Origin of the sequence: Enterobacter cloacae complex sp. 382A5, from assembly GCF_050031095.1 — a bacterium.
GTDB classification, from domain to species: Bacteria; Pseudomonadota; Gammaproteobacteria; order Enterobacterales; family Enterobacteriaceae; genus Enterobacter; species Enterobacter cloacae.
In genome coordinates this window covers 541,286-566,045 of record NZ_JBLGVK010000001.1, presented here as the reverse complement: position 1 = coordinate 566,045, position 24,760 = coordinate 541,286, and the positions used below count along the sequence as shown (strand labels likewise).

Annotated in this window: 27 protein-coding genes, 1 tRNA gene and 1 pseudogene; 13 read left to right on the top strand and 16 right to left on the bottom strand. The window is 47.8% G+C overall.

The window, feature by feature from the left end:
• Positions 1–12: 12 nt before the first annotated feature.
• Positions 13–1,407 carry an MFS transporter gene (locus ACQG2G_RS02690; protein ID WP_061772801.1) on the bottom strand — a complete coding sequence of 465 codons (1,395 nt, stop codon included), beginning with the start codon at positions 1,405–1,407 and terminating at the stop codon, positions 13–15.
• Between the two features lie 50 nt (positions 1,408–1,457).
• Positions 1,458–2,546: a cellulase family glycosylhydrolase gene (locus ACQG2G_RS02685; protein WP_061772800.1), complete on the bottom strand. Its 1,089-nt coding sequence runs from the start codon at positions 2,544–2,546 to the stop codon at positions 1,458–1,460.
• A gap of 185 nt (positions 2,547–2,731) precedes the next feature.
• On the opposite strand from ACQG2G_RS02685, the gene ACQG2G_RS02680 reads away from it, so the two are divergent.
• Positions 2,732–3,739: a LacI family DNA-binding transcriptional regulator gene (locus tag ACQG2G_RS02680; protein WP_047747932.1), complete on the top strand. Its 1,008-nt coding sequence runs from the start codon at positions 2,732–2,734 to the stop codon at positions 3,737–3,739.
• Here the strand turns inward: ACQG2G_RS02680 and fosA are convergent.
• Positions 3,725–4,150, bottom strand: a complete 426-nt coding sequence (gene fosA / locus ACQG2G_RS02675; RefSeq protein WP_038981720.1) for a FosA/FosA2 family fosfomycin resistance glutathione transferase — start codon at positions 4,148–4,150, stop codon at positions 3,725–3,727. The two genes, ACQG2G_RS02680 and fosA, sit on opposite strands and share 15 nt — an antisense overlap.
• 199 nt (positions 4,151–4,349) lie before the next feature.
• Between fosA and trpS the strand changes: the two genes are divergently transcribed.
• The 8 genes and pseudogenes from trpS to ACQG2G_RS02635 all read left to right on the top strand — a co-directional run bounded on the left by trpS (position 4,350) and on the right by ACQG2G_RS02635 (position 9,558).
• Positions 4,350–5,351, top strand: a complete 1,002-nt coding sequence (gene trpS / locus ACQG2G_RS02670) for a tryptophan--tRNA ligase (protein WP_061771485.1) — start codon at positions 4,350–4,352, stop codon at positions 5,349–5,351.
• 251 nt (positions 5,352–5,602) lie between these two features.
• The gene (locus tag ACQG2G_RS02665; protein ID WP_061771486.1) at positions 5,603–6,085 is read left to right on the top strand and encodes a hypothetical protein; all 483 of its coding nucleotides are present in this window, start codon (positions 5,603–5,605) and stop codon (positions 6,083–6,085) included.
• Positions 6,086–6,088: 3 nt separating this feature from the next.
• A complete protein-coding gene (locus tag ACQG2G_RS02660) occupies positions 6,089–7,747 on the top strand; it encodes an S-type pyocin domain-containing protein (RefSeq protein WP_061771487.1) in 1,659 nt (552 codons plus the stop codon).
• Position 7,748: 1 nt separating this feature from the next.
• Entirely contained in the window at positions 7,749–7,997 is a 249-nt protein-coding gene (locus ACQG2G_RS02655; RefSeq protein ID WP_061771488.1) for a bacteriocin immunity protein, read from the top strand.
• A gap of 65 nt (positions 7,998–8,062) precedes the next feature.
• A complete protein-coding gene (locus tag ACQG2G_RS02650; RefSeq protein WP_071829994.1) occupies positions 8,063–8,314 on the top strand; it encodes a bacteriocin immunity protein in 252 nt (83 codons plus the stop codon).
• Between the two features lie 18 nt (positions 8,315–8,332).
• On the top strand, positions 8,333–8,584 hold the full coding sequence (locus tag ACQG2G_RS02645; RefSeq protein ID WP_061771489.1) for a DUF7683 domain-containing protein: 252 nt from the start codon (positions 8,333–8,335) through the stop codon (positions 8,582–8,584).
• A gap of 129 nt (positions 8,585–8,713) precedes the next feature.
• Positions 8,714–9,072: pseudogene (locus tag ACQG2G_RS02640) on the top strand (DUF6392 family protein).
• Positions 9,073–9,186: 114 nt separating this feature from the next.
• Positions 9,187–9,558, top strand: a complete 372-nt coding sequence (locus tag ACQG2G_RS02635; RefSeq protein ID WP_061771490.1) for a hypothetical protein — start codon at positions 9,187–9,189, stop codon at positions 9,556–9,558.
• A gap of 79 nt (positions 9,559–9,637) precedes the next feature.
• Here the strand turns inward: ACQG2G_RS02635 and ACQG2G_RS02630 are convergent, their stop codons facing one another.
• Positions 9,638–10,111, bottom strand: a complete 474-nt coding sequence (locus ACQG2G_RS02630; RefSeq protein WP_080453026.1) for a SymE family type I addiction module toxin — start codon at positions 10,109–10,111, stop codon at positions 9,638–9,640.
• A gap of 300 nt (positions 10,112–10,411) precedes the next feature.
• Here ACQG2G_RS02630 and ACQG2G_RS02625 point away from each other — a divergent pair, with 300 nt between their 5' ends.
• A complete protein-coding gene (locus ACQG2G_RS02625) occupies positions 10,412–11,281 on the top strand; it encodes a phosphorothioated DNA-binding restriction endonuclease (RefSeq protein WP_061771491.1) in 870 nt (289 codons plus the stop codon).
• Positions 11,282–11,867: 586 nt separating this feature from the next.
• On the opposite strand, the gene qatD is transcribed toward ACQG2G_RS02625, so the two are convergent.
• From qatD to hxsD, 8 genes are read right to left on the bottom strand one after another with little or no spacing between them, the layout of a single operon-like run.
• Positions 11,868–12,593, bottom strand: a complete 726-nt coding sequence (gene qatD / locus ACQG2G_RS02620) for a Qat anti-phage system TatD family nuclease QatD (protein ID WP_080453027.1) — start codon at positions 12,591–12,593, stop codon at positions 11,868–11,870.
• On the bottom strand, positions 12,590–13,930 hold the full coding sequence (gene qatC / locus ACQG2G_RS02615) for a Qat anti-phage system QueC-like protein QatC (RefSeq protein WP_061771493.1): 1,341 nt from the start codon (positions 13,928–13,930) through the stop codon (positions 12,590–12,592). Before qatC ends, qatD begins: the two co-directional genes overlap by 4 nt.
• On the bottom strand, positions 13,930–14,673 hold the full coding sequence (locus ACQG2G_RS02610) for a hypothetical protein (RefSeq protein WP_061771494.1): 744 nt from the start codon (positions 14,671–14,673) through the stop codon (positions 13,930–13,932). Before ACQG2G_RS02610 ends, qatC begins: the two co-directional genes overlap by 1 nt.
• An 11-nt stretch (positions 14,674–14,684) precedes the next feature.
• Positions 14,685–16,454: a KAP family P-loop NTPase fold protein gene (locus tag ACQG2G_RS02605; RefSeq protein ID WP_061771495.1), complete on the bottom strand. Its 1,770-nt coding sequence runs from the start codon at positions 16,452–16,454 to the stop codon at positions 14,685–14,687.
• A gap of 32 nt (positions 16,455–16,486) precedes the next feature.
• Entirely contained in the window at positions 16,487–17,119 is a 633-nt protein-coding gene (gene hxsA / locus ACQG2G_RS02600; RefSeq protein WP_071829995.1) for a His-Xaa-Ser repeat protein HxsA, read from the bottom strand.
• Entirely contained in the window at positions 17,116–18,228 is a 1,113-nt protein-coding gene (gene hxsC / locus ACQG2G_RS02595) for a His-Xaa-Ser system radical SAM maturase HxsC (RefSeq protein ID WP_061771497.1), read from the bottom strand. The genes hxsA and hxsC overlap by 4 nt, the downstream gene beginning before the upstream one ends.
• Positions 18,221–19,609 carry a His-Xaa-Ser system radical SAM maturase HxsB gene (gene hxsB / locus ACQG2G_RS02590; RefSeq protein ID WP_061771498.1) on the bottom strand — a complete coding sequence of 463 codons (1,389 nt, stop codon included), beginning with the start codon at positions 19,607–19,609 and terminating at the stop codon, positions 18,221–18,223. Before hxsB ends, hxsC begins: the two co-directional genes overlap by 8 nt.
• Positions 19,609–19,881, bottom strand: a complete 273-nt coding sequence (gene hxsD, locus ACQG2G_RS02585; RefSeq protein WP_061771499.1) for a His-Xaa-Ser system protein HxsD — start codon at positions 19,879–19,881, stop codon at positions 19,609–19,611. The genes hxsB and hxsD overlap by 1 nt, the downstream gene beginning before the upstream one ends.
• A 630-nt stretch (positions 19,882–20,511) precedes the next feature.
• On the opposite strand from hxsD, the gene ACQG2G_RS02580 reads away from it, so the two are divergent.
• On the top strand, positions 20,512–21,189 hold the full coding sequence (locus tag ACQG2G_RS02580; protein ID WP_061771500.1) for a hypothetical protein: 678 nt from the start codon (positions 20,512–20,514) through the stop codon (positions 21,187–21,189).
• Between the two features lie 207 nt (positions 21,190–21,396).
• Here ACQG2G_RS02580 and ACQG2G_RS02575 read toward each other — a convergent pair.
• The 4 genes from ACQG2G_RS02575 to rraB all read right to left on the bottom strand — a co-directional run bounded on the left by ACQG2G_RS02575 (position 21,397) and on the right by rraB (position 23,571).
• Positions 21,397–21,481 (bottom strand) — tRNA-Leu (locus tag ACQG2G_RS02575).
• 106 nt (positions 21,482–21,587) lie between these two features.
• Complete coding sequence (locus tag ACQG2G_RS02570) at positions 21,588–22,310, bottom strand: hypothetical protein (RefSeq protein ID WP_061771501.1); 723 nt, start codon at positions 22,308–22,310, stop codon at positions 21,588–21,590.
• Positions 22,311–22,340: 30 nt separating this feature from the next.
• Complete coding sequence (miaE, locus tag ACQG2G_RS02565) at positions 22,341–23,099, bottom strand: tRNA isopentenyl-2-thiomethyl-A-37 hydroxylase MiaE (protein WP_048971351.1); 759 nt, start codon at positions 23,097–23,099, stop codon at positions 22,341–22,343.
• Between the two features lie 46 nt (positions 23,100–23,145).
• On the bottom strand, positions 23,146–23,571 hold the full coding sequence (gene rraB / locus ACQG2G_RS02560; protein ID WP_029739283.1) for a ribonuclease E inhibitor RraB: 426 nt from the start codon (positions 23,569–23,571) through the stop codon (positions 23,146–23,148).
• 99 nt (positions 23,572–23,670) lie between these two features.
• On the opposite strand from rraB, the gene argL reads away from it, so the two are divergent.
• Together argL and argF are read left to right on the top strand one after the other, a co-directional pair.
• Entirely contained in the window at positions 23,671–23,766 is a 96-nt protein-coding gene (gene argL / locus ACQG2G_RS02555; RefSeq protein WP_213014347.1) for a putative translational regulatory protein ArgL, read from the top strand.
• Positions 23,736–24,740, top strand: coding sequence for an ornithine carbamoyltransferase (gene argF, locus ACQG2G_RS02550; protein WP_058684233.1), 1,005 nt, complete (start codon positions 23,736–23,738; stop codon positions 24,738–24,740). The genes argL and argF overlap by 31 nt, the downstream gene beginning before the upstream one ends.
• The last annotated feature ends 20 nt before the right edge of the window (positions 24,741–24,760 follow it).

The window sequence follows — 24,760 nt, the reverse complement described above, 5'->3', positions numbered from 1 at the left end:
CGCTTATCAGGCCTACAAGGGCTGGTCCTGTAGGCCGGGTAAGGCGCAGCCGCCACCCGGCGCTTTCGCAGACGCGTTCCGCTCCGCCAGCAGCCGACAAATCTCCGCATGCTTCTCCTCGGTAAAGGTAAAGCGCGACATAAAGCCCATGCGGATCAACGAACCAATCGCCGGTAACAAACAAATCCCGAAGAACAGCCCCGACAGCACGCCTTCGCTCTGAAGTTGCGCCTGCGGCACGTAACCGATCATCGTCAGAAACACGCCGATGAGCCCACCGCCCACCGCCACCGACATCTTGCCGGTAAAGGTCTGTCCGGAGAAGGTGATCGCCGCGCAGCGCTTGTTAGTGTGGTACTCCGCGTACTCAATGGTGTCGGCAATCATCGACGAGGTGAGGATGTTGGTCATCATCACGAACAGCGTGCTCAGGCCGAGCAGAATGAACAGCATCGTCACTTGCTGATAGCCGATGAACCACATCACCACGCGCACCGCCACGTCCAGCCCGCAGAGGATCATAAACAGCTTCCGCTTCTGCATCCGGCGCGTCAGCATCGGGGCGACCAGGCACAGCACCGCCGCCACAATCCCCATCACGCCAATCGCCATCTGCAGGCTGCCGTCGCCCAGATTATTGATAAAGAAGTAGATATACAGCCCGCCCGCCACGTTGTGGAACACGCAGAAAAAGAACGACAGCAGGACAATAAACAGCGGCTTGTTCTGGCGCAGGTTGTGGAAGGTGTCGCGGATGGTCACCTTTTCCGGGCTCGGCGGCACGCGCTCTTTGATCTGCATAAAGCCGTTGAGCATCAGCGGCAGGCCCACCAGCATCATCACCAGCGCCGCCATAAAGTAGCCTTTATCATTGCTGTACTGGGCGAAGAACGCCGCCAGCTTCGGGAAGAAGATGTTGGCGCAGGCAATCCCCGCGTTCACCCCGAGCATCGCCGCCGTCACCGCGCGGGTGCGCTGGGCGGAGTCGTTGGTCATCACCGACGACATCGACCAGAACGGGATATCGGAGATGGCGTACAACGTCCCCCACAGGATATACGTCACCCCGGCGTAGAGGATTTTGGTGGTCATGTCTGCTTCGATTTTATAGAACGACAGCAGCGTGACGCCGGTGATCAGCAAAGGCGCAATCAGCAAAAAGTGGCGAAACTTGCCGAACCGGCTGTTAATGGTGTCCATAATGCTGGCAAACAGCGGATCGTGAACCGCGTCCCACGCGCGGGCAATCAGGAAGATGGTACTCGCCGCCAGCGCCGAGATCCCCAGCACGTCGGTGTAAAAATAGTTAATAAACGAACCTACTAAACCAAAGCTAAAACACTGACCTAAACCATAGCCAAAATAAGACCACAACTCGCGAGACGGTATTTTCATTGTCATTGCCATTGTTATATGCCTGCCTGGTTGCCCGGCGGTCGGCCGCCGGGTCGATATTATTAGCCCTGGACTTTCGGGGCTATCTTGCGCAATTGCTGCATCAGGGCGATTTCACGGCGTGAGAACGGAATGCCGTTCTCCTCGAACACGTCGTGGAACCAGAGGCGGCAGTAGTCCGTGGACTCCTTCATCACCACCGGCCACGGCAGCCACGTCTGGGTTTTGCCGCGCACCAGCCCCCACTGATACGGTGCGACCTTCGCCGCGTACATCAGCGGTAGCTGCTCCTCGATGGTGCTGCCCACGTGGCGCGCCAGCCATTCGGTGCAGAACAGCGGCCGACCAAGCTGTTGCAGCTGCTGAATAATCGCCGTCATGCGGCCACTGTGGGTGTAGGCGTGGAAGCTCACCACGTCCGAGAGTGCCAGTGCGGTCTGGTCCAGCGGATGCTGGAAGAACGTCTCGCCCTCCTCTTCCGGCGGCAGACGCCACGCGCAGACGGTGAGCGGCTGGGTCGGGTCTTCTTCACGCACCCACTGGAACGCCAGCTTCATCAACTCGTGCGCGCAGGTCTCCAGCTTCGCGTCGTACTGCACCTCCTGCGTGCCCGTCGCGAAAATGCCGCGGTTGCCCGGCTCGTTATAGAGATCCCACAGCAGCACGCGCTTATCGTCGCGGAACTGGCGGACAACGTCGCGGATATAGCGCTCAATCTGCGGCCAGCAGTCGGGATCGCACACCTTGTCGCGCCCCGGGCTCGCCGCCGCCTGGCTGTTGTGCTTGCCCGGTACCGGCGGCTTTTGCGGGCCGAGGTACGGCTCGTCGCCGGAGAAGCCGCAGTCATCCATCAGGGTCAGCATGGTGCTGAAGCCGCGACTGTCGGCAATCGTCAAAAAGCGGTCGATGCGCGCCATCAGCCCGTCGCGGTCGTGCTCCCAGACGATAAACGGCAGATTAATGCGCAGGGTGTTATAACCCGCCTCCGCCGCCCAGCCCAGCTCGCGATCGATGGTGGCGGCATCGAAGGTCTCTTCCTGCCAGATATCGGTCCAGTTCACCGCCGTCGACGGCAGGTAATTAAACCCGCACAGCCAGCCTTTCTGCTGATACCACGCCTGTGCCTGCTCCCTGCTCCACTGCTCTTTCATTACGCGTCCTCTTACTGATAATATTTAGCTAATAAATATTAGCCGCGGGATAAATGCGCAAATCACGGCGTTTAGAAAAGCGACGGCCCTCACAAAGTTCACGCTTCGATGAATGAGAAACGTGATCGACGGCGCTAAAGCGTGCGGTTAGGGTATGATGCGAAATCGCGAAAGGGAGAGGACGGATGAAGCGAAAAACGAAAGTGACGATGAACGATATCGCGCGGGCGGCAGGGGTGTCGCAGGCGACGGTATCACTGGTGCTTAACCAGTCCCGCAACATCAAGCTCAGCGACGACACCCGCCAGCGGGTGATTAACGTGGCCACTGAGCTCGGCTACGACCGCCTCCCCGCCGTTCACGCGCCGCGCAACCAGGAAGAGATCGCCCTGCTGGTGAGCTCCATGCAGAGCTTCGACCCGTTTATCGACGCCATCAGCCAGGCGCGGGAAGCGGCGTGGCGCAACGAGACCCTGCTCACCGTCTACGACTACGGCGACGACATCGAGCTGGCGCTGAACATCATCCGCCAGCTGGAGAAGCGCAACTGCATCGGGATTATTCTCGCCTCCCCGGTCACCACGCTGGTGGACATGACGGCATTCCAGGACTGCACCCGCATCCCGCTGGTGCTGCTCAACCAGCGCGACCCCGGCTCGCCGCTGCTGCCGTCGTTTATCCCGGACGACTACGCCAACGCCTTCCAGGTGACGAAACATCTCATCGCCTGCGGGGCCACGCGCATCGCCCACATCACCGGCGAGAGCTGGATGGAGGCCTCCCGCCAGCGTCTGGCGGGCTACCAGGCGGCGCTGCAGCAGGCCGGACTCGCGTGCGACGACGGCCTGGTACGCCAGACCAACTGGCAGTTCAGCGAGTCTTTTACCGCGACGGCTTCCCTGCTGGAACTGGCCGAGCGCCCGGATGCCATCTTCTGCGCCAGCGACTGGCTGGCGATTGGCTGCTATCAGGCGCTGGCGGTGAACGGCGTGCGCATCCCCCAGGACATGCTGCTGGCGGGCTACGACGACCAGAAGATCTCCGAGCAGCTCACCCCGCCGCTGACCAGTATCCAGCTGCCCTACAGCGAGCTGGGACGGCTGGCGGTGGAGTACCTGTGTAATCAGGAAGATGCCGCCACGCACGTAACGCTGGCGGGCAGGCTGAAGGTACGCGCCTCAAGCCCCGTCTGAGGTAAACACCATGCCCGCATAGGGCTTCTCGCGACACGCCGCCAGCCGCGCGGCGAGGCTGCCCACGTGCAGCTCCAGCTTGTGCCCGTCCGGGTCGAGAAAATAGAACGACGCCCCCTCGCTTTTGTTCTGCTTCCAGACGGTGACGCCCGCCTGCTCGAGCCTGTGCGAGAACGGTTCAAAATCTTCTTCCGCGACGGTAAACGCGTAGTGGGTGTAGTCGCTCTCCTGCGGCGGCACGTTCCTGCGCGCCTCGTCGTACGACAGGCAGACCCACAGGTCGCCGCAGGTGAGGTAGGCCCCGGTATTCCAGCGGGCATGCAGCGCTAACCCCAGCAGCTCGTGCCAGAAGGTGACGCTTTTTTGCAGGTCGCTGACCGCGAGGGTCAGGTGGTTGAGTGATTGCAGCATGACGTGCCCTTTTGTTTTTTGCGCCGGACGTGATACGGTAAAAGCATGAACATAAACCACGCCGTGCTCACCGTAAACCGCTGGTGGCTGCCTTCTTAAAGGCGGCACGGAGTAGTTTTCCACATTTTCAGATAGCCGCCGAAAGGCGGCTTTCTCACATATCAGACCCCTTTCGGCATTACAACGTTAAGGAGTCTTTATGAACGCACCAACCATCCTCACCGGCGACCGCCCAACCGGCCCGCTGCACCTTGGCCACTTCGTCGGATCGCTGCGCCAGCGCGTGGTGTTGCAGCAGACGCACAACCAGTTTGTGCTGATTGCCGACCTGCAGGGGCTGACCGACAACGGCAGCAACCCGCAGAAAATTCGCGACAACATTCCCGAAGTGCTGGCCGACTATCTCGCCGCCGGCATCGACCCGAACCTGACCACTATCTGCCTGCAGTCCGCCCTGCCCGCCCTCGCCGAGCTGACGATGCTGTATATGAACATCGTCACCGTCGCCCGCGTGGAGCGTAACCCGACGGTGAAAAACGAGATTGTGCAGAAAGGCTTCGCCCGCTCGCTGCCGGTCGGGTTTATGGCCTACCCCATCAGCCAGGCGGCGGACATCACCGCGTTTAAGGCCGAGTGCGTGCCCGTCGGCGACGACCAGCTGCCGATGATTGAGCAGACCAACGAGATTGTGCACAAGATGAACAGCCTGCTGCCCGCCCCGGTGCTGCGCCACTGCAAGGCGATGCTGAGCGACACCAGCCGCCTGCCCGGCATCGACGGCAGCGCCAAGATGTCGAAATCGCTGGGCAACACGCTGCACCTTTCTGCCAGCGAAGAGACCATCCATCGCGCGGTCAGCGCCATGTACACCGACCCGAACCACCTGAAGGTGAGCGACCCGGGGCAGATTGAGGGGAACGTGGTGTTTACGTACCTCGATGCGTTTCATCCGGACAAAGCCAAAGTGGCGGCGATGAAGGCGCACTATCAGGCGGGCGGGCTGGGCGACCGGGTTTGTAAGAACGAGCTGGAGGCGTGTTTGCAGGAGCTGATTGCGCCGATGCGGGAGCGGAGGGCGATGTATATGCGGGATAAGGGGGAACTGATGGCGATGCTGAAGCGCGGGACGGAACGGGCGCAGGGGGTGACGCAGGAGACGTTGAGGGAGGTGAAGGTTGGGCTGGGGGTGCCGGTGTTTTGAAATAACGTCATGCAGCGTATGTATTCAAACAATACATGCGCTGCATAATATTATTTATCGGCAATTCAGCGAATATTACAATTATAATTAACAGGAACCATTACTATCCCTTCTTTAAAAGATGACCAATATCAATCTGGATATTTATTTCGGATTTTAGCCCGACTTATTAACCACTTTATGTATATTCGCCTTACAGGCTAAAGCCTAGCATTGCTGCATTTACTCTTCTGCCCCTACAAGGAATTGTCATGCAGCTTTATACCAATGAATTTACCGCTGAGTTGAAAGCGGAAATAGATCGTTCGCCTTTTTCCGATGAACAACTGGCCGCCATGCCTGAGAAGGCGCGCGCCATCATTGCTGAACAGGAAGCCTTTCATCGACTACATCCCGTCACCGCCATCTGGCGGATTGCCACGGCTGGCAGCCAGACCCGAATGGGCGGCATGGTACTTCCCGTCGATCGTGAAGCCACAATGCTCATGGACGATGGGAGTTACACCAGCGTGATTGTCGAAGGGGATTGTGTGGCCTATCCGGATGGTACGCTCGCCACGATTATGACTTCATCAGGAACCGCGTTTACGTGGAAAGGATACGGCGTTGCGCTGGTCGGCAGCCTGCTTGATAACGATGACGAGATTATCAGCACACCGCTCGGCAGTACTTATCTGGTCACCCGCGAAGGTATTCCACCTCAAGAGGATTTTTTAACCTGGCCCGGAGAATAGGCCATGGGCTACCGTTCCACGAACTACGGCCGCGGTCAGGCGCTGCACGGCGACAGAACGACCACCGGCGCAATATGTTGTAGCACCCTGCCCAACTGCACCGAGCACGGGCGCGGCGTTATCCGCGTTGGCGATAAAACTACGGCATGCCCTAAATGCGGCAAGCAGGGCGTTGTTGCAGACGGCGAACCTCGGGTTAACTGGATGGGACAAACCTCAGCCGTCGATGGTTCTGTCGTCATTTGTGGCTGCCCGCACGGAACTAACCGCGTGATCGCCCCATCGGGAGAGTGGCTCGGCTCCGGTCCCTCTCCTGAACAGATCGCACAGGAAAAGCATCAGGCCATGCTCGCAGCACGCCGAAAAGAGCAAGAGGCCGAAGCGCAGCGACAGGCAGAAGAACGCGATCGCAACCGGGTCTTTGCGAAATCGTGCCTGCGCGGTGAAGGCTGTAACGATGCAGGCACCGGAAGTGAGCCGCACACCAACTTCGCTGAGATGGCGTTTTACCAGGCCATACCCAACAATGCCCCGCAACACGCCCAGGCGGCAAAGCGTAAGGCGATCCCAAAACCAAAGCAACGCAGCGCGCTTTATCTCTGGTGGAATGGGCATCACGAGGAGATGGACTATCAGGCTGCAGTTGCAGCCGAAGAAAGGGCCTGGACCGCGCGGAACGCGATAGCCGATGCCAGCGAACTCGCACTGGTTAGCGGACGCACAGTCACTTCCGGCACATGGGCAGTTCGCGGCGCCACACTTGGCGAGATGGCCACGGGAGGCCTTGGTGCCCCTGTCGCAGGGCTGCTGATAGGAATGTATCCCGGCAAGCTGAACGATGGCGAGCAGGATTTTATCGACAGGATGCGCGCCGAGCAGATGCGGGAAGCCCCTACCCGCGTTCGCTTCACCTGGGAGAACGACGCCAGCGGCAACCCGACACCGCGAGGCTGGCATACGCCGCCCGGCAAGGACAGCGTGCGCGTTCGCAGGATGGAGTGGGATAGCCGACGCAAGGCGTATACCTTTACCACCGAAGAAGACCCTGGCATCACCCTCATCTGGACACCGGACCGCACCGGAGAGAGTAAGCCGTGGGATACGGGCAATCACAACCCGGTACGGATACCGACCCCGGTTGTGGTTGATCCGCTGCCGGAGGATACGGGGATTGGTGCAACGACCAGCCCGACACCGGAAGAGAAGACGTTTGCGGATTATATTCTGATTCTGCCGGTGGGCGGGGTGCCGCCGATTTATGTCTATATCCGCCACAATCCCGGACAGGTCACAGGCAAGGGGCAGAAAATTAGCGGCATTTGGTTATCTGATGCGAATGCGGGTAATGGGTCTCCCATTCCGAGCCAGATAGCGGATCGGTTACGTGGGCAGACATTTACGGACTTTGACCAGTTTCGTAAGGCGTTTTGGCTGGAGGTGTCGAGGGATCCGGTACTGCTGGAGCAATTTAACATTAACAATCAATCAAATATTCAGAGCGGAGCTTCTCCTTTTACCCCAGCAATAGATAAAGTCGGTAAAAGGAATCGGTATGAGATACATCACATTAATCCTATAAGTCAGGGTGGTGCTGTATATGATCTAGATAATATGAGCATAACAACTCCTAAACATCATATTGATATACATCGAGGAAATTAGGATGAAAACCATCAGCGATTATACTGAAAAAGAATTTTTAGACTTAGTAAGAAAAATATGTACTGCCGCAAGTGATACAGAAGAAGAAGGAAGTTTATTGGTTTTAGAGTTTGAACGTCTTTCTGAACATCCTAATGGATCTGATGTTATTTTTTATCCAGAGAAAGGTAAAGATTACAGTCCGGAAGGTATTGTTAGAGAAGTGAAGGAATGGCGCAGAGAAAATGGAAAACCCGGATTTAAGGAATAACAACCAATAACAATACCGCGCTTTCGGGCGCGGATTGTATGCAAAAAATTTAATAAGATGAAAGTATGAAGAAATTAAGCGATTATACTCAAAGTGAATTTCTATCTTTAGTACAAAAAATATGCCCTGCCGATTGTGAAACAGAGGAAGATGGTAATTGTCAGGTTAGAGAGTTCGAACGGCTTGCAGAGCATCCCTCTGGTGCAGATCTTATTTTTTATCCCGAAGATGGAAAAGATGATAGCCCAGAAGGCGTTGTCCAGGAAGTAAAAGAGTGGCGTCAGCGTCGTGGTAAACCTTGCTTCAAGTCTGAGTGATTCTTTAGGATTAAAACAATGATCGTTTACTCTATAGATGTATACAGTAAAAAAGATGAACTTTTTCTTTATGAAATCATAATCTCTCAACAAAATGTAGCTGCGCTGTATGACATTATGGGTATTTCAGATGAAGATAAAGCCGACTTCTCCTATGGCATCGGTGTTTATAATATAAACAAAAATCAGGCATATCTCTTAGAAAAACTCATAGGAAGATCATTCTACTCAGAAGATTTAACTTTTCAGATTTCAGGAGGGAAGATTTAACAAAACTAAATATCCATGCCCCCTTTTTTCATCTCGACAGAGTTTAAGGAGACTCATCTGGTCGGTAATTCGTGGTTCAAATGCACGGAACGAATGAGCTGATTTACTATTAAACCATAGAATTGAACTATAAATGCAACTATAAACATTGAGGCAATGATTGAATATTTTGGGAAAAGTCATATCGAATTAGCAGATGCAGGATTTATTTCAAGAAAAACATGTCCAAAGGGGCATTCGGGCTCTGTGAACAAGCACCTGAACATGGAGATAGAAGGCATCAATTTAAGTTTTTAAGAGAAGCACAAGCCCCTGTTGAGATAAACCTTAAAATTCGCAAAAGGGAGAATTCCAAATGCAACTTTCCAAACGTTCGTCCAACCCCTCTTCACCAGCATATGCCTCGCGAATGGGTCCACAGCACTTTTGGTCACCTGGGAGGATGTGTTCCGCCTAAGACCACTAGGGCACCCGGTTTCAAACCATAGCAAAGATAACTACGCTTTCTGGACCAGTACTCTACTTCACACCTTATCTAATAGCGGGTGATTGTTAAGTTCCGGATAGCCAATTGAATCTAACGAATACGGAATTTTTTGTAAATGGAACCTACTCTCGCACAAGTTATTGAGGTCGTACGTGAGTCCTCTGGGGTACATCGTAAACCTATTGATAGCAACACCTGGATTGAGGCCGATTTGCATATTTGCGGTATCGATGGCGAAGACCTACTGGAAGACTGCGAAGAAGCTTTTGGCGTTCAGTTAGCCACGGAAGAAGACGGCTATATGAAAACGTTCGCTCTTGCTGAGAACGAGTATCTGTTTACGGGTGAAGGCATAGATTTTTTTGGCATCTGTCGATTTATCCGCTGGGTGCGTGGCATACCCGAACCTGTGATACGCGATTTAACCGTTGGCGAACTTCACGCTGTGCTGGTTAAGGCTGTGAAAGAGCAGGTAAAGCACGAGTGATTTCTGAAGATTACGGGCATGGGATAATATGCCCGTATCGTTTTATTGCTTCAAGTATTACATGAGGTGGGAAGCACGGTTACTCCGACATCGCCTGCCCTGTTCCACGCTTAACAGCCGGTATATCGCCTGTATCATTCAGCGCTCCCGGAAACGTCTTCAACCATTGCGCGACTTTCTGCTTATTTATATTCACCACGCTCATACCTTCCAGGCATCCCCATAATTCTCTTGTATGCTGCGGTGTAATCACAATGCAGTCTTTCATGGCGCGGATTTTCACGGGCATGCCGTTGATAAAGCCTGCACGGGTTAACCAGTCGCCGCCCAAAAGAAGGTATTTCATGTCTATGCGTGCATACAGTTCGCAGCAGGCTGCACTGTCCTGCGGCGTTTCCGCGCGGGGATGAACGGGTGCCGCGTTGGGCGGGTTGCCGTGAAGGCGGCGGGCACTGTTTTTGCGTACCAGCTCGCGGTTTTCAATCATGCCGGTGAAAGCGTCTGATTCTGTTTTGCAAACAGTAAACTCTGGCTTAAAATTCGTCGCAGCCATTTTCAACTCCTCAGTAGTTGGTAGTGGTTAGCGGTATGGGGGTGTTGCAGCACCTTCATATCGCGAATTCTTCTTTAAATATTCTTCAATATTTCCTTTGCCGTTCGGCGTAATTTCTGGTGGCTATTATACCGTGCTGAATATAAATACAGCGGTTTGGTGTGGGGTAAATTTGGAATTTGCGAGGGGGATTCAGGAAATAGGGTTGTGTGCGGTAAGCTCATGTTTTTGTTGATTGTGGGTTGATTGGTCTGAGTTTTGCGAGCATCATCGCAATTATTTACCTTCTTCCGTAACGCGATGGCTTCCCGCAAAACTCTCGAACAGGCAATTGCCGACATCACCATCTGGCGCAAAGGCGAACAGCGTGCGCCGCATAAGCCATTATTGCTTCTGTATGTGCTGGCGAACTATCAGCAGGGGCATGCGCGACTGTTTGATTATGGAACCGAGGTCCACGAGCAGCTGCTTAGCCTGTTAGAACACTTTGGCCCACAGAGGAAGGCGCATTACCCGAATATGCCTTTCTGGCGGCTCAAAGGGGATGGATTTTGGGATCTGAAGAATACTGAGTTCTGTTCGACCACTGGCAGTAAGCAACCGCCTGTTAAAGAACTTGTGGAACATAACGTCGCAGGCGGGTTTGATGAAGAACACTTTGCGCTGCTGAGCAAGAACAAAAACCTGATCGGCTCGCTGGCGCAGCAGATCCTTGAAGCGCACTTTCCGGAAAGCATCCAGGAAGAGATCGCGGATGAGATGGGTTTTGATATTAAGCAGATCCGTAAGGTTCGCGATCCGCTGTTCCGCCAGCAGGTGTTGCGTGCGTATAACTATGAATGTGCCATCTGCGGATTCAACATGCGACATGATAACGCCTCCGTTGGACTCGAAGCCGCGCATATCAAGTGGAAGCAGTTTGGCGGACCGTGTGAGATCCCCAACGGACTGGCGCTGTGTGCGATTCATCATAGGGCGTTTGACAAGGGATCGATTGGGCTAGATGAAAGTATGCGGGTGCTGGTGTCTGAGGCGGTGAATGGGGGCGGGATTGTTGGGCGGCTGTTCTGGGATTTTGCAGGGAAGCAAATTGCGCTGCCGATGGTAAAAGGGAATTATCCAAGGGAGGGGTTTGTGGAGTGGCATCGTAGGGAGGTGTTTAGAGGATGAGTACGAAGGCCGGACTCGAACATCGCAACTATCCTTATGATCTTAAGAGATAAAAAATTATTACATTGTACATGATACCTATATTGATACCATCAGTCCTATTGGTGATAATCGAACAGACTGTATTAGTCATTTCGAATTGGTGGTGTAAAATCTATTCCGATCATAGTCAATGCACTTGAAAAATAGTTTAGATAGACGAATATAAAAAGCCAAATAATATAATCAATGAGCGAAAGATCATTAAATCCTAAATAATCAAATCAATTAAACTATTTACATCATGTGTGATATTTTATCTCCTCACTTATTTAATGGCTTTACAAAACAGTTAAATTCTCAAAAGTTCTATTTAAGTTACCTAAAATATCTTTACCTCTGTTAAATAAAACCCTAAGGATTATATATTTATACACAACAATTTTTTATAATATTAGTTTTAAATTTGATTTCAAATAAAAACTTACATCCTTTTGATGTCTCAACAATAATTTTCGAAAGTGTGAGTATTTAAATAACCATATTGCTATTTATGGTTATTTAATTATGGATACTTAGATATATGAAAAACATTTTATGTAAAACATCATAACTGAAGAATTTTCCTGAAGTTTTCTTCTATTTTATATTCTACATACTCTGAGTTGCATCCCCATATTTTCGAAATCCCCTCAATGGCTATATCTACATCCCAAGGAAATAGCTGTTTGCCAGCGTATTTTGAGAATGGCCCATCAGTTTCAGTTAATAATCTATCTTTAGGTATCAATTGTAATATCCGTCGTCCTTTAATAGAGTTTAACATCGCCGGGCCAACAGAGAACCATGCACCAATATCAATAGCGCTCCTTAATTCAGATTCTGAACCCGTAAACCAATGAAATACAGGAATCCCATCAATTCCTTTAAGTTGCTCAACAACCTCTTCAGCACTACCCCTTGAATGTATTGACATAATCCTGCCACCTTGGTTATGTACCTTTTTAAGTATATGTTTAAATACTTTAAGCTGTACTTTCGAATGCTCTTTATAATCTTTCCCACCATCAAGTCCGATTTCTCCAACATATTTAGCTTGTGGGAGTAAAATATCGAAAATATCTAACTCATGGTATCTTAGATGGGCTAGTTCAGGATGGAGACCTAATGCCGTTCTGATTCTACTGTTGTTAGCAGACAGTCGATGAGTGCCAATATAGGCATTAGGTGTAGTTGTAATAGAAAGGACATAAAGTCCTTTCTCTGTACACTTTTGGATAATATCATTTGGATCTTTATAAAGATCCAAATGACAGTGCATATCAAGCTTCAAATCACCTTTTCCTTTTTCAAGAAATCTTCAACTTCAAGTAAGCCATCTGAAAACACTTGTTCATACTTATCAAGATCCTCAAATTTAAGCTTTCCCGACTTTAATACCCATGATTTTAAATTTATTTTTTTAGATTTATCTAAGGCTACTGATACTGCGATAACATCATCACGACCATCTTGTTTGTTTTTAACAAAATCACGTAGGGTTGGATATAAGGCATGATGATAACTTATAGATTCTTTTAGAGTACCTTTCATTAAAGCTGCTCTTCTAATCATACATGGAACACAATATCCACACTGTTGATTTTTCCTTTTCCAATGACTACATGAAACGGTTAGATCCACAATTTCAGAAAGCATCTTAGAATCTTTACAATTACTCACCATTTGCCCCTTGGTCATGAATTGATAAGGGTTAATCAATCTTACACCGAAGCCAAGATTATTAAAAAGTTCTTGAATCATTTCAATAAAATACGGATGTGTTGTCCGGGTACTAAGCGAGCCAACTCTCCGATGCGTTAATGGTGCATTCAAAGAGATAAAACCATTTTCAGGAACAAATATTGATAGATCCTTATGATTATTAATCTGTTTTACCGCACATGCACCTACAAGTGCAAACGCTAAGAAGTTTAAACTTCGCGTTCTCATAGTAATGTCTCTTGTCATCCCCCTGCCAATAGGGTTGGCACTTGAACGAAGTCTTGAAAAGGTGCCCTTCTCACGAATTTTATGGGCTATTTGATCTTGTTTAGTTTTATCCCCTTTATACGAATGGCTGATTAGCAAAGGTTTTCTTCCCGAAGATAAAAAATCTATAACACCTATAGCACTGTCAAGACCTCCAGAAAATAATGACACACAATCTAACCCCTCTAAATTAATCAATTTTCGTCCATTAACAGCTTTGAATGGTTGCGGTGGCTTAGGACCATCACCTTTAAAATTGAAATTCCATACATCACCACTCAAAAATTGTAAAGTTTTTTCTAAAAGTGGTTTGTTTTTTTTCCAAATTGCTGGGTTATTTAATGAAACAAATAGATTTATATTTCTTGTCCAGCCATCAAAACAATTATCTCTTATAATAAATGTATCGGCAGCAGTTACTGCAAGAGAGATAGTTAAAAAGTCCATAACTTCATCTGATATACTTACTCCCAGTCTTTTTATAGCATCAAATATTGGCTTACCTATAGTTGCAATATCATCTCTAGGCTTAATGCCATTTTTAATAACTACACCATCACGCGAATAAATCTGCACAGAAACAGTTTTTTCATCCGCCAATGGTAATTTTGCATGATCATATTCAACATAAATATTCATTATTCATATCCTTTCCATTCATTCCAAACTTCTGTGATAACATCCTTTTGGATAATTATAAAATCAGTTTTTGAAAAAGATCTTATATTTTTACTTAATTTGGGCTCCATGATATTATCTACAGTCGCACTAATCAACTCATGCAAAGAATTTTCAGCCACCTGTAATTCTTTTGCATTTTGAGCATTATTCCATGCTTTACCGGCATCCATAGTAATCTGCAAAAAAATACTGTCAGTCAAATAACAAATCATTGTCTCAATAATCACATCGTCTGTTATATCGGATGGGTCAAAGGTGGATTTACCGTTCAATGCTTCAACTAACGCATCATTCATGGCAGTTTGTATTTTGTCTGCATCTTCACTACCATCAGACAATGAATGTGATATTTTAGCAATCACATCTTCGCAGGGTAGTCCTTTAAGACTATCAAGATCTACCAGTGGCTTCAGACCAGAATCATTGGTAATACCTTCATTCAATAATTCAAATAATCCCCCACCAGCGCCTATAATATTTCCTAAACGAGCATTAGCTGATTCAGAACCTCCAGTTACTTGTCTTGCATAACGAGACAAAGCCCCTTTCAATGCGACAGAATCTCTATTACGAGCAAACCTACCAAATAAAGTTCTAAATCCACTTAGATTTTGGTTTGTCCCATTTTTTGTTTGATCAGCCCAAGGTGGTACGAGTTCGTTTCCATTTTTAGGACCTTTACTTGACTGAGATGTACCCATTTCTGCCCCCTTTATTTATTCCATGTTTTGTCTTTTATAAGCATTTTCATCCAATGAGGTTGTTCATTGATACCAGCGATGAATCTTTTAAGTATTTTAGCTGCATCTATATTATTGTCAGCGATTAATATGGCTCCAGCAAAACCATCTGGCTGGCTGCTCCATTCTGTTATATTTCTAAGATGTTCAATTATCCCTTCCATTACCGGAATGAATTCTTCGTTAGAAATATCTTTCAAAGCTCTAGAAGCCGCTTGTGAGCTTTTTCTTTTGGTTGCTACCAAAATATTCAATGCCTCCCTTGCTTTTGGCGAAAGACCAAGAACATAATGTCCCGCAGGCATAGTCTCACGAGAAAGATATACGGCCGCACGTAAATCCTTATCACTTAATTTTGGTTCAAGCTCAAGCCATTTAAGAATAAAATCACTTGTTGTATCATCTTTCCTCCATACCGAAGGCACTGAATCAGGAAGTTCATCTAATTTTTTACGTTCTAATTCGCTAATTATCTTTTTGAAATTTTTATTTGTATCGATCATGGAATAGAGTGCATTTGCGGCTTCCTCGCCAGCACAACGTTCAAATATAACAAGTTTTGTTATAACATTTTCATCAAGCGAAATCTTTCTTCTCTTAGCAATATTTGATCTCATCTTAACTATGTTGAGTAATCTTTTTACAATACGTGGATTACCATGGATTATAGGAGATGTTGCGAAAATAGGTGCGATTCGATCAACTTGGTCAAAAGCAATAGCTAACTCTATGTTTCCTTCACATTTTAGAACCTTAAGAGCATCTTCTTTCTTCATCGGATCTTCATGCCATGACTCTTGTAAAGATTTCTCTAAAGCCAGTCGTAGATCTTCAATTAAATCTTCCTCTATTCCTGCATTTACTGCATGGAGTAAAAAAAGATATGATCTAATCTCCAGAAGACCTGTTCTCGGCACTCTTATAGGTACCTGAATAAGTTTATCCAAATAATCAATATGGTGTCTTGCAGATGTACCTTTAAAGTATTCAGAAACCGAAGTTCGAATCATATCTTCATCAGCAGCAATCACAAAAGCTGTTTTTGGAAGGAATAAAAATAGCCTTATAGCTTCAAGAGTTTGAATGGCATTTTGAGGTAAACAGCGGTCTAAATTGTCTATAAATACAATCAGATTTTTATTTAAGTCTTTAAGTATACTACTATATTCTTCTCTAAATAAATTTATTTGCTGGGGAGGAGTAGCTATCTCCTTTTCTCTAATTAATCCAACCTTGGCTATTTCCTTACCTGAATCAATAGACTCTTTATAATTACCTTCATTGATGCCATTATTAAAGACATCTTTAATTGCGTTTAATCCCCGTGAAACTATCCCACCAGTTGGAATTCCATGTGCCAGTGCAATGCCTTCAATTGTTAGCCCTAAAGCTCTGACTTTATCTACGCGATTAAAGAGATTGAATGTCCTTTTAACAATATTTTCATCACTTTGAGCTGCTTCATTCAATTTTATTGCAATCACTTCTAATAAAGCAGCTCTAGCATCATCATAACCTTGATAAAGCCAAGCATCAAAGTTTACGACTAAAATATCTTCACCATCTTCTTCACTGATCTGTTTTTCTATTATTTTTAATAATGATGACTTGCCTGCCCCCCAGTTTCCAAAGATCCCAATAGACACTGGAAGCATATTATTTGACTTTAAAATATCCACAGCCAAACTTGAGACTTCTCCAAAGTTCAAATAGTCTACACTTGATTCAACATCAGACCACATACCCGTTCCTTTTTAAACTTAAAATGCACTTATCACCGAGCCAGAATATTTAATGAATTCAATAATTGAGGATCGAGTGTTTCAGTTGCAGGCGTTGGTAGTCCCTTTGCGATTCGGTATTTTTTTATAGACTGCCTTGTGGAGGGTCCCATTATGCCGTCAATATTCCCGTTGTAATAACCGTTGTCCAGCAAAGCGAATTGAACTCGCATGATTAAGCGCTTACGCTTCTCTGTACCAGAAGTCAGCCCATTACTTGCACGGTTAGCTTCTGTAGTTCCAACTGAATTCGTAGTAGTAGAGTTATTATTGTCGTAAGAACGAAGCGAACGCGCAGAAGAGGACGATGAGGAACTTGTTCCTGAACTTGAAGACCCAGATGAGCTTGGTGAGCTGTATGTTTTTGGATAATAAGGAGTGCTGCCACCATAGTACCCGCCGCCTGATGATGATCGGTGAGAACTATGGCTCCGATGGGAGCTATGACTGCGATGCCCTGCAATGTAGAATGGAACTTCGGTGTTAAGTGGTGCTATCACTAAATCATGTTCATTAAGAGTCATACCAGGCAAATCACTTGCTCCGGTAGATGAATCACTTGCCCATACAGAATTATTAAGTGCCAAAAATCCCGGAAGTAGAGCAGCAAAATTAAATTTTTTCATAAAATTGGTCTCGGTGGTTGATGAAAACGGCCTGTTGAGGAACTGAAATAACCAGCACAGGAAGACTTCTGAGTGCATTCATCACATTCTTTCGGATAGTAATTTTTCCAATCAGAGATCGACTGAGCAGCAAGCTCCCAAGCTCTTTCAGGAAGATGACACAAAGGATAATTAAAAATTGTTAGAGGTATGCCTGACCTGTGTGCAGTGTCTATGGCGGAGGTTATTTTCTCATTATAACTGCTGTGCTCAATGAAGATTGTTGACCAGTTCTTTCGTGCCCAACCGATAGATTCCAGCCCCATAAGGGAAATCTGATTAATGTTGGAGAACACTCGGCCAACGAACTCTACAATATCATCCAATTCTGTATAGTTAGCCAGTGTCGGAATAACTCTAAGTTCGATATTAATCCCTGAGTTTCCTGCATTGATTAACCCCTTAACCGTTTCATTAAATGCGCCATCACTCCCTACCAGATGATCATGCACAAGTGGTCTTGATGAGTAGAGCGGGATACCAAAGGTGATTTTGATCTTTTTGCTTCGCTTTGCCATTTCCTGAGTAAAGTTGATATCAGCAAATTTGCGTCCGTTTGTTAAAACATGCAAAGCAGTATCTGGTGAATTCTCGATAATAAAATCAATGAAGTGAAGGAAATCATCTCCATACAGCAAAGGTTCTCCACCGCTGACCCCAACAACTCCATCCAAACCAAATGAAGCTATAGCAAGAGCTGATTGGGTAAGTAGCCAGTCATCATTTGATTTCTTTGGTGGCTGCGAACAAAACAGACACAAGTTATTGCAGCGTTCCGTTACTAAGACAGTATTATGATTGGCTCTGCGGGACAGAATTACGCGTATCATATTGCCATTGTTGATTATCCCAATATCTCCATCTTCAATTGACTCATATAATTCAGTGCTAATAACAGAGAAATCAAAGCATGGTTGAATGGCATCATTATTGCCTTCAGCAACTACCAGTAAATTGGGTAAAAAGAATAAAGGGTTCATTGGTTTTTGTTTGCATAACCGATAGAACCCCGTGGGCACATTCTTTTTTGAAGCAAAATGAAAGATATCGTTCCTAATAACCTCAGACATATGCCCATCCTTTTAGCATCTCAGCCTTCGGACCACCTTCTGAGATGCAGTTCATCAGATACCTGAACATCCCCTTGTGATACTGACAAAACGTTGAACGACTCCTATCACCAACAGGCTCACCCTGTACACTTATGTTCTGGCATGGATCTGCACCGCAAAATGGTTGATATGCACATGTATCACAACCTGGCAGAGCAAAATTGAACGATGAACTCAACACTGCGTTATAGTAAGGACTCTTAGAAAATGATAGCGTTTTAACTTCACCCGCACTGAACTCCGTTTCAGGGTTCACCTTCTGCAACATACGGCTCTCATCGCTACCATATACTCGACCGTCATAATTGAAAAGAATACTGTTAAGCACGACCCCGCTTGGCGACTTTAAATCCGCATAACCACTAAAGCCGGGATTGAAGATCCTTTTCAGATGAATGGAGGCCGAATGTTCCACAACCCTTATCCCTTCATTATTCATCTTAAGGATTTCATCTATCAACGAGGCATAGAAACTGAAGTATTCCTCCATAGAAAATGTGAACGATGCTTTTTGTGCAAACCCATAGGGACTAACAGGTCGGATAAACATGTCCTTGAGGCCAAGAGACAAGTGAGCCTGGACAATTGATTCAGGATGCCTAATGAGATCTTTAGTAACTGTAGTAACCGTTGCAACGCGACCAGCGCCTAAAGACCGTTTGATAGCCTCTACCCCTGACACTGTTCTACTGTAAGCAAGCCCATGACCAAGAATTCGATTACTGTTGTGAACAACTTCCTCACCATCAAGCGAAACAGAGAACGTTATGTTCCTATCTCTCGTCCATTCAAGCATATCCTCATTCAAGACAGACAGGCTTGATGCTACAACCATCTCAAAATCGGTGCTTCCCAGCGTTTCAGCACATTGCTCATAGATAGATTGAATTAAATCGAACCGCAAGAGTGGCTCTCCACCCTGTATCTCTATCTTGTAAGGTGGTGTCGATAGTTTTTTAATAGTTGAAATGATATCAGGGATGAGAGCGGGATCTAGATCATAACCAGAGGCGTTCACGGAAGCTCTACTGACCTGACAATACTTGCAGGTATGGTCGCAACGTAATGTGGGCACAATCATGAAAATTGGCCTGATCGCCAATTCATTCATCAATCGTTTTGCAAAAGCAGAACTTAAAGCATAGGGAGTTATAGCCGATGAGCTTTCGTTGGTTATGAACAGCTTGCTTTCGAGTGCCTTTGATTGTTCCGCACTGATTTGCTCATAAGAAAGATCAAGCAGCTCTTGCTCATTAATGAAGTGATGAAAGCCAGCGAGGTTGCTTATAAACACCTGTCCATTAGGCAATCTGTCAAAATTGAATGGCATCAATTCCATTACGAAAGCCTTTCATCGATACTGCGAAGCACTTTGTGGACAATAGAATCTCTCAACGCCCCAGTCTTATGATGTAGCTTTTCTCGCAAAGTGTAATCATTCAGTAGCCTCTCGAATTCATAGAGACATTCAGGGCTATCGATTTCAAAAGAGATTGTCCAAGAGGACATATCCTCACAGAGCTTCCAATGAGTAAGCGGGGTCATCCAATAGAGGCTACTGCGTATAACCCATTCAGAAAAAATATCTTTTCTATACATCCTTTCGCACATTGCCATTACCTTCCAAAAGTAATAATCACAACAAGCAACAATTTTATCCAGATTCTTCCTATGGAAAAGAGGATACACTATTTAATTGATATGTCACAGGGTGCTAGCATCTGAGGGAATGTTATCAAAACAATGTTGGTTATCCTTATATAAAACAAAGGTTTTCCCAAGTTATACTAAGCCGCATGTACCGGAGAGCACTCAGAAGTTTACATGCTGTTAACACGTAGAGGCTCCAAAGAGTTGTTAGTGGCACATGGTATAAGGTGTTTTTCTTGAGTAATCACAGTGAGACTGGATTCTATACCAATGTAATCGAGGAAAGATGGCACAGTTCAGCACCTATAATGTCAGGCAAATATATAATATATATATTTTTAGTAAGTTACTAAAAACCATTAGAATCATAAAAACCTCTACTTCTTGATTTAAATAATAATTAATTAGCTATAACGCATTTAATATTAATTGACACAAGAAAGGGCTAACTCAATGAAGTACAGATACTCAAGCTTCCATTATTTTTCTTGATTTACAGATGATAATGATAAAAACCTTTACTGCCCCATCAATAATATTATAAAATACATAGTGATTTTATAATAAGCCCATATTTTAATGGAGATATAAATGAACCTATTTGAATCTTTTATTATTTACCTTAAAGATAGCAAGAATATAAAGCCAATATTAATTAGCTTATTAACAATGCTACCCTTGACTGCTTTATGTACTTATCTAATTATAGATAACATAATAATTAAAGAAAAAACCTCCCGAATAGATGAATTGACTTATGACAAAAACTACCTTACAAATCAATTAGAAACACTTCAAACACGACTAGAGAAGCAGGTTGATAATGAAGATTCAAAGATTGAGAAGCGATCCACTAGTATTAAAGCATTGTATGATGGAATTATCTCTGAAAAAAATATTAAGCTCAAAGAGTTAAGTGATGAACGCGATGAGTTAACTTTGCAACTAGCCAAATGTAATAGTAGCGAAAAAATGGAAATATATAAAATGAATAAAGAAACGATTATCCAACTCAAGCAAGAATTGATTTCAGTACAAAAGAATATAAACAATCTTTACTTGGCTCATTCTCAATTAAGTTCAGAGTATGGTTATTCGGTTAAAGAATGTGAGAAACGTGGGGAAAGTTATCACAGCAATATATGTGAACACTCATCAAGTTCAAAAGCGAAGCTTGACTCATTATCCGAAGAAATTAAGTCGCAAGAACAAAGAAGACAGTTTATAAACAACGAAATAATGTTACTTCAGAGTCAGAAAAATCAATAAAGTCGGCATATTAAAAATCTTAAAAAATTAACTTTTACTCACATGTTATTACCTAATATAGGTAATAACAATATAAAATGAATTTATATGGTTAGCAGTAATATTTTGGATAAGAGATACGTTAGTGAAAGTCAGCTATATAAACACTGTAGTGAACCGAAACTATTACAGGGTTAAAGTCGATAGTAGACTTGAAAAAGCTTTGTATGGTGCCGAAGGCCGGACTCGAACCGGCACGTATTTCTACGGTTGATTTTGAATCAACTGCGTCTACCGATTTCGCCACTTCGGCACTGAAGGGGATGCGGAAACGTTGTGGATTATACCTGTCGCGCGCCGCCATGCAAGCGACGACGCGCGAAACCCGCGCTAAGTGTCCAAAAAACCAGCGTCCTTCGTCAGTCCAGCTCAGACACCGCCAGCCGAATCACCCTCGCCGCCTTCTGCTCCGGCAGCGCCAGCACCTTCGCCCACATCTCCTGCACCATATCGCAGGAGAGCTTCTCTTTGCCCGCCGCCTTTTCCGGCATCTGCAGCAGCTGGATGTCCTCGCCGTACTTGTCAGCAAGCGCCTTCATAATCGGCCGCACATCCTCGACGGCCGCCTCGCGCTCGGCAGGCGTCACGGTATGGCGGTTTTTGCCGTAGGCCGCGCGCATCATGTCGGCGTCGGCCTGCATGCGCCGCGCCATCAGGTCTTTATCCAGCATGCGCATCGGGTTGATGCCGCCCTTCACCATCGGGTAGAGGAAGCGGAAGCAGGCGTCGTCGCTCACCTTCTGGATGGCGGCGGTCTGCTCCATATTGATGGTCATGTAGTTCACCACGTTGGCGTCCGGGGCGTTTTGCAGGCGCGTCATCTGCAGATGCAGGATCTGCGGCTGGATGGTGTCGATAATCTGCTGCTCCGGCTCGCCCGCTTTTTGCAGGGCGGCCATCTGGTCGAGGATGCGCTGATGCAGCGCGGGCTCCTGCTCCTTAATCACCTGCCAGGCGGGCATCGCGTTGAGGGCGCTATCCATCTGCCGCTCCGGGGCGCGCTGCCTGTCGAAAAACACCCAGAACGCCACGGCGGCAGCCGCAATGACGACAATCACAATACGGGTCCACTTTTTATTCATCTCGCATCCTTATCCTTGAGTTATGCCGGTTTACACCGGCACGCCGCTATGGAAGCGAAACTCGTTGTCCGGTGTCGAGATAAGTGTGGCTTCAATTTCGCCAAAAAGCTTTATCCGCGGTGAGATATCGTCGTCGCTCACCTGCCGGGCAAGCGTCAGGTAGTCCTGATAATGGCGAGCTTCCGAGCGCAGCAGCGAGAGATAGAACTTCTGCAGGTCGTCGTCGAGAAACGGGGCCAGCGCGGCGAAGCGTTCGCAGGAGCGGGCTTCGATGTAGGCGCCGCAGATGAGCTTGTCGATTAGCGTCAGCGGTTCGTGGGTGCGCACGTCCTTCAGCATCCCTTTGGCGTAGCGGCTGGCGGTGATTTTGACGTACGGAATGTCGCGGGCCAGCATCGCCTCGCGCACCTGCCAGAAGTGGTGCAGCTCCTCTTTAATCAGCAGCACCATGCTGTCGATGAGCGCCTGGCCCCACGGGTCGTCGGTCTTGGGCATCACGCTTTTGCCAATCTGCCTGTGCAGGGCGATGAAGTCCGGCTCCGGGCCGTCGCGGAAGGTGAACAGTTCGTAGGGCTTGAGCCAGTCGAGCAGCGCGTCGGCACCGCTTTCGTCGGCGACGTATTTACGCACCAGCAGCAGCGCGGTCTGGGCGGCCTTGAGCTCGCACACCATGTGGTCGGTGAGCAGCAGCGGCAGGTTCGCCGGGTCGCGGGCTTTATCAATCCATGCTTGCGGGGTCGGGCACTGGAGGAAGTTAAGTACGGGGGCGAGTATCTGCGGGTAATCCATGGTTCTGCCTTGAAAAAGCGGTGGCGCGCGCCACCGCCTGAAACGCTTAGTGACGCACGCCGTCGTCGTCTTCGTCGACGTAATCTTCGTCGTCGCCTTCTTCGCCGTCTTCACCGTTCGGATCTTCGAAGTAGGTTCCCCAGCCGTCGTATTCCACTTCAAACTTCTCGGCCAGGTTCATCAGCTGTTCTACCTGCGCGTCGATCAGCTCCGCCTTCAGCGCGCCTTCGCTCAGGATATCGCAGCAGATGACGGTGTCGCCCTCTTCCACTTCCAGCTCTTCCGGCTCGGTCACTTCGTAGCCCAGCTTGAAGGCTTCCACCGCCAGTTTTTCCAGCGCGTCAAAATCATCCGCAGAGAAATGGTGCTCGATGGTGTACAGCGCGTCCGGATCGCTACCGTCTTCCAGCAGTTCTTCAATAATCAGACGCGTCTCTTCGCGTTGCTCTTCCAGGTGTTCCGGGTTTGCCATGGGTCATTCCTCTTTAAAGTGCGGCAGATACTTCTATTTTCACACACGGACGTGTTTGCCTCCACCTTTGTAAGAAAGATTTGTTAAACGGGGTTGCAAATGAATAATTACACATATAAAGTGAATTTTAATTCAATAAGTGGCGTTCGCCATGTGAGGATAAAATGTCTGATCTGTACAAGAAACACTTTCTGAAATTGCTCGACTTTACCCCTGCACAGTTCACTTCTCTGCTGACACTTGCCGCACAGCTCAAAGCCGATAAAAAAAATGGCAAGGAAGTACAAAAGCTTACTGGCAAAAACATCGCGCTCATCTTCGAAAAAGACTCAACCCGTACACGATGCTCTTTCGAAGTTGCCGCATTTGACCAGGGCGCGCGCGTTACCTATTTAGGGCCGAGCGGCAGCCAGATTGGGCATAAAGAGTCAATTAAGGACACCGCGCGCGTGCTCGGGCGGATGTACGACGGCATTCAGTATCGCGGTCACGGCCAGGAAGTGGTCGAGACGCTGGCGCAGTACGCGGGCGTGCCGGTGTGGAACGGGCTGACGAACGAGTTCCACCCAACGCAGCTGCTGGCGGACCTGCTGACCATGCAGGAGCACCTGCCGGGCAAGGCGTTTAACGAGATGACGCTGGTCTACGCGGGCGACGCGCGCAACAACATGGGCAACTCAATGCTGGAAGCGGCGGCGCTGACCGGGCTGGATCTGCGTCTGGTGGCTCCGAAGGCCTGCTGGCCGGAAGAGAGTCTGGTGGCGGAGTGCAGCGCGCTGGCAGAGAAGCACGGCGGCAAAATCACCCTGACGGAAGACGTGACGGCGGGCGTGAAGGGCGCAGACTTTATCTATACCGACGTGTGGGTGTCGATGGGCGAAGCCAAAGAGAAGTGGGCGGAGCGGATTGCGCTGCTGCGTGGGTATCAGGTGAACGCGCAGATGATGGCGCTTACCGGCAACCCGAACGTGAAGTTCCTGCACTGTCTGCCCGCGTTCCATGATGACCAGACCACGCTCGGCAAGCAGATGGCGAAAGAGTTCGACCTGCACGGCGGGATGGAAGTGACGGACGAGGTGTTTGAGTCGGCGGCGAGCATCGTGTTTGACCAGGCGGAAAACCGGATGCATACGATTAAGGCGGTGATGGTGGCGACGCTTGGGGGTTGAGTCCTCTGCGGTCTGGTGCC

Coding starts and splice junctions, on each gene's coding strand:
- ACQG2G_RS02690 (WP_061772801.1), bottom strand. CDS start 1,407: ATGGCAATGACAATGAAAATACCGTCTCGCGAGTTGTGGTCTTATTTT.
- ACQG2G_RS02685 (WP_061772800.1), bottom strand. CDS start 2,546: ATGAAAGAGCAGTGGAGCAGGGAGCAGGCACAGGCGTGGTATCAGCAG.
- ACQG2G_RS02680 (WP_047747932.1), top strand. CDS start 2,732: ATGAAGCGAAAAACGAAAGTGACGATGAACGATATCGCGCGGGCGGCA.
- fosA (WP_038981720.1), bottom strand. CDS start 4,150: ATGCTGCAATCACTCAACCACCTGACCCTCGCGGTCAGCGACCTGCAA.
- trpS (WP_061771485.1), top strand. CDS start 4,350: ATGAACGCACCAACCATCCTCACCGGCGACCGCCCAACCGGCCCGCTG.
- ACQG2G_RS02665 (WP_061771486.1), top strand. CDS start 5,603: ATGCAGCTTTATACCAATGAATTTACCGCTGAGTTGAAAGCGGAAATA.
- ACQG2G_RS02660 (WP_061771487.1), top strand. CDS start 6,089: ATGGGCTACCGTTCCACGAACTACGGCCGCGGTCAGGCGCTGCACGGC.
- ACQG2G_RS02655 (WP_061771488.1), top strand. CDS start 7,749: ATGAAAACCATCAGCGATTATACTGAAAAAGAATTTTTAGACTTAGTA.
- ACQG2G_RS02650 (WP_071829994.1), top strand. CDS start 8,063: ATGAAGAAATTAAGCGATTATACTCAAAGTGAATTTCTATCTTTAGTA.
- ACQG2G_RS02645 (WP_061771489.1), top strand. CDS start 8,333: ATGATCGTTTACTCTATAGATGTATACAGTAAAAAAGATGAACTTTTT.
- ACQG2G_RS02635 (WP_061771490.1), top strand. CDS start 9,187: ATGGAACCTACTCTCGCACAAGTTATTGAGGTCGTACGTGAGTCCTCT.
- ACQG2G_RS02630 (WP_080453026.1), bottom strand. CDS start 10,111: ATGGCTGCGACGAATTTTAAGCCAGAGTTTACTGTTTGCAAAACAGAA.
- ACQG2G_RS02625 (WP_061771491.1), top strand. CDS start 10,412: ATGGCTTCCCGCAAAACTCTCGAACAGGCAATTGCCGACATCACCATC.
- qatC (WP_061771493.1), bottom strand. CDS start 13,930: ATGAATATTTATGTTGAATATGATCATGCAAAATTACCATTGGCGGAT.
- ACQG2G_RS02610 (WP_061771494.1), bottom strand. CDS start 14,673: ATGGGTACATCTCAGTCAAGTAAAGGTCCTAAAAATGGAAACGAACTC.
- ACQG2G_RS02605 (WP_061771495.1), bottom strand. CDS start 16,454: ATGTGGTCTGATGTTGAATCAAGTGTAGACTATTTGAACTTTGGAGAA.
- hxsA (WP_071829995.1), bottom strand. CDS start 17,119: ATGAAAAAATTTAATTTTGCTGCTCTACTTCCGGGATTTTTGGCACTT.
- hxsC (WP_061771497.1), bottom strand. CDS start 18,228: ATGTCTGAGGTTATTAGGAACGATATCTTTCATTTTGCTTCAAAAAAG.
- hxsB (WP_061771498.1), bottom strand. CDS start 19,609: ATGGAATTGATGCCATTCAATTTTGACAGATTGCCTAATGGACAGGTG.
- hxsD (WP_061771499.1), bottom strand. CDS start 19,881: ATGTGCGAAAGGATGTATAGAAAAGATATTTTTTCTGAATGGGTTATA.
- ACQG2G_RS02580 (WP_061771500.1), top strand. CDS start 20,512: ATGAACCTATTTGAATCTTTTATTATTTACCTTAAAGATAGCAAGAAT.
- ACQG2G_RS02570 (WP_061771501.1), bottom strand. CDS start 22,310: ATGAATAAAAAGTGGACCCGTATTGTGATTGTCGTCATTGCGGCTGCC.
- miaE (WP_048971351.1), bottom strand. CDS start 23,099: ATGGATTACCCGCAGATACTCGCCCCCGTACTTAACTTCCTCCAGTGC.
- rraB (WP_029739283.1), bottom strand. CDS start 23,571: ATGGCAAACCCGGAACACCTGGAAGAGCAACGCGAAGAGACGCGTCTG.
- argL (WP_213014347.1), top strand. CDS start 23,671: ATGAATAATTACACATATAAAGTGAATTTTAATTCAATAAGTGGCGTT.
- argF (WP_058684233.1), top strand. CDS start 23,736: ATGTCTGATCTGTACAAGAAACACTTTCTGAAATTGCTCGACTTTACC.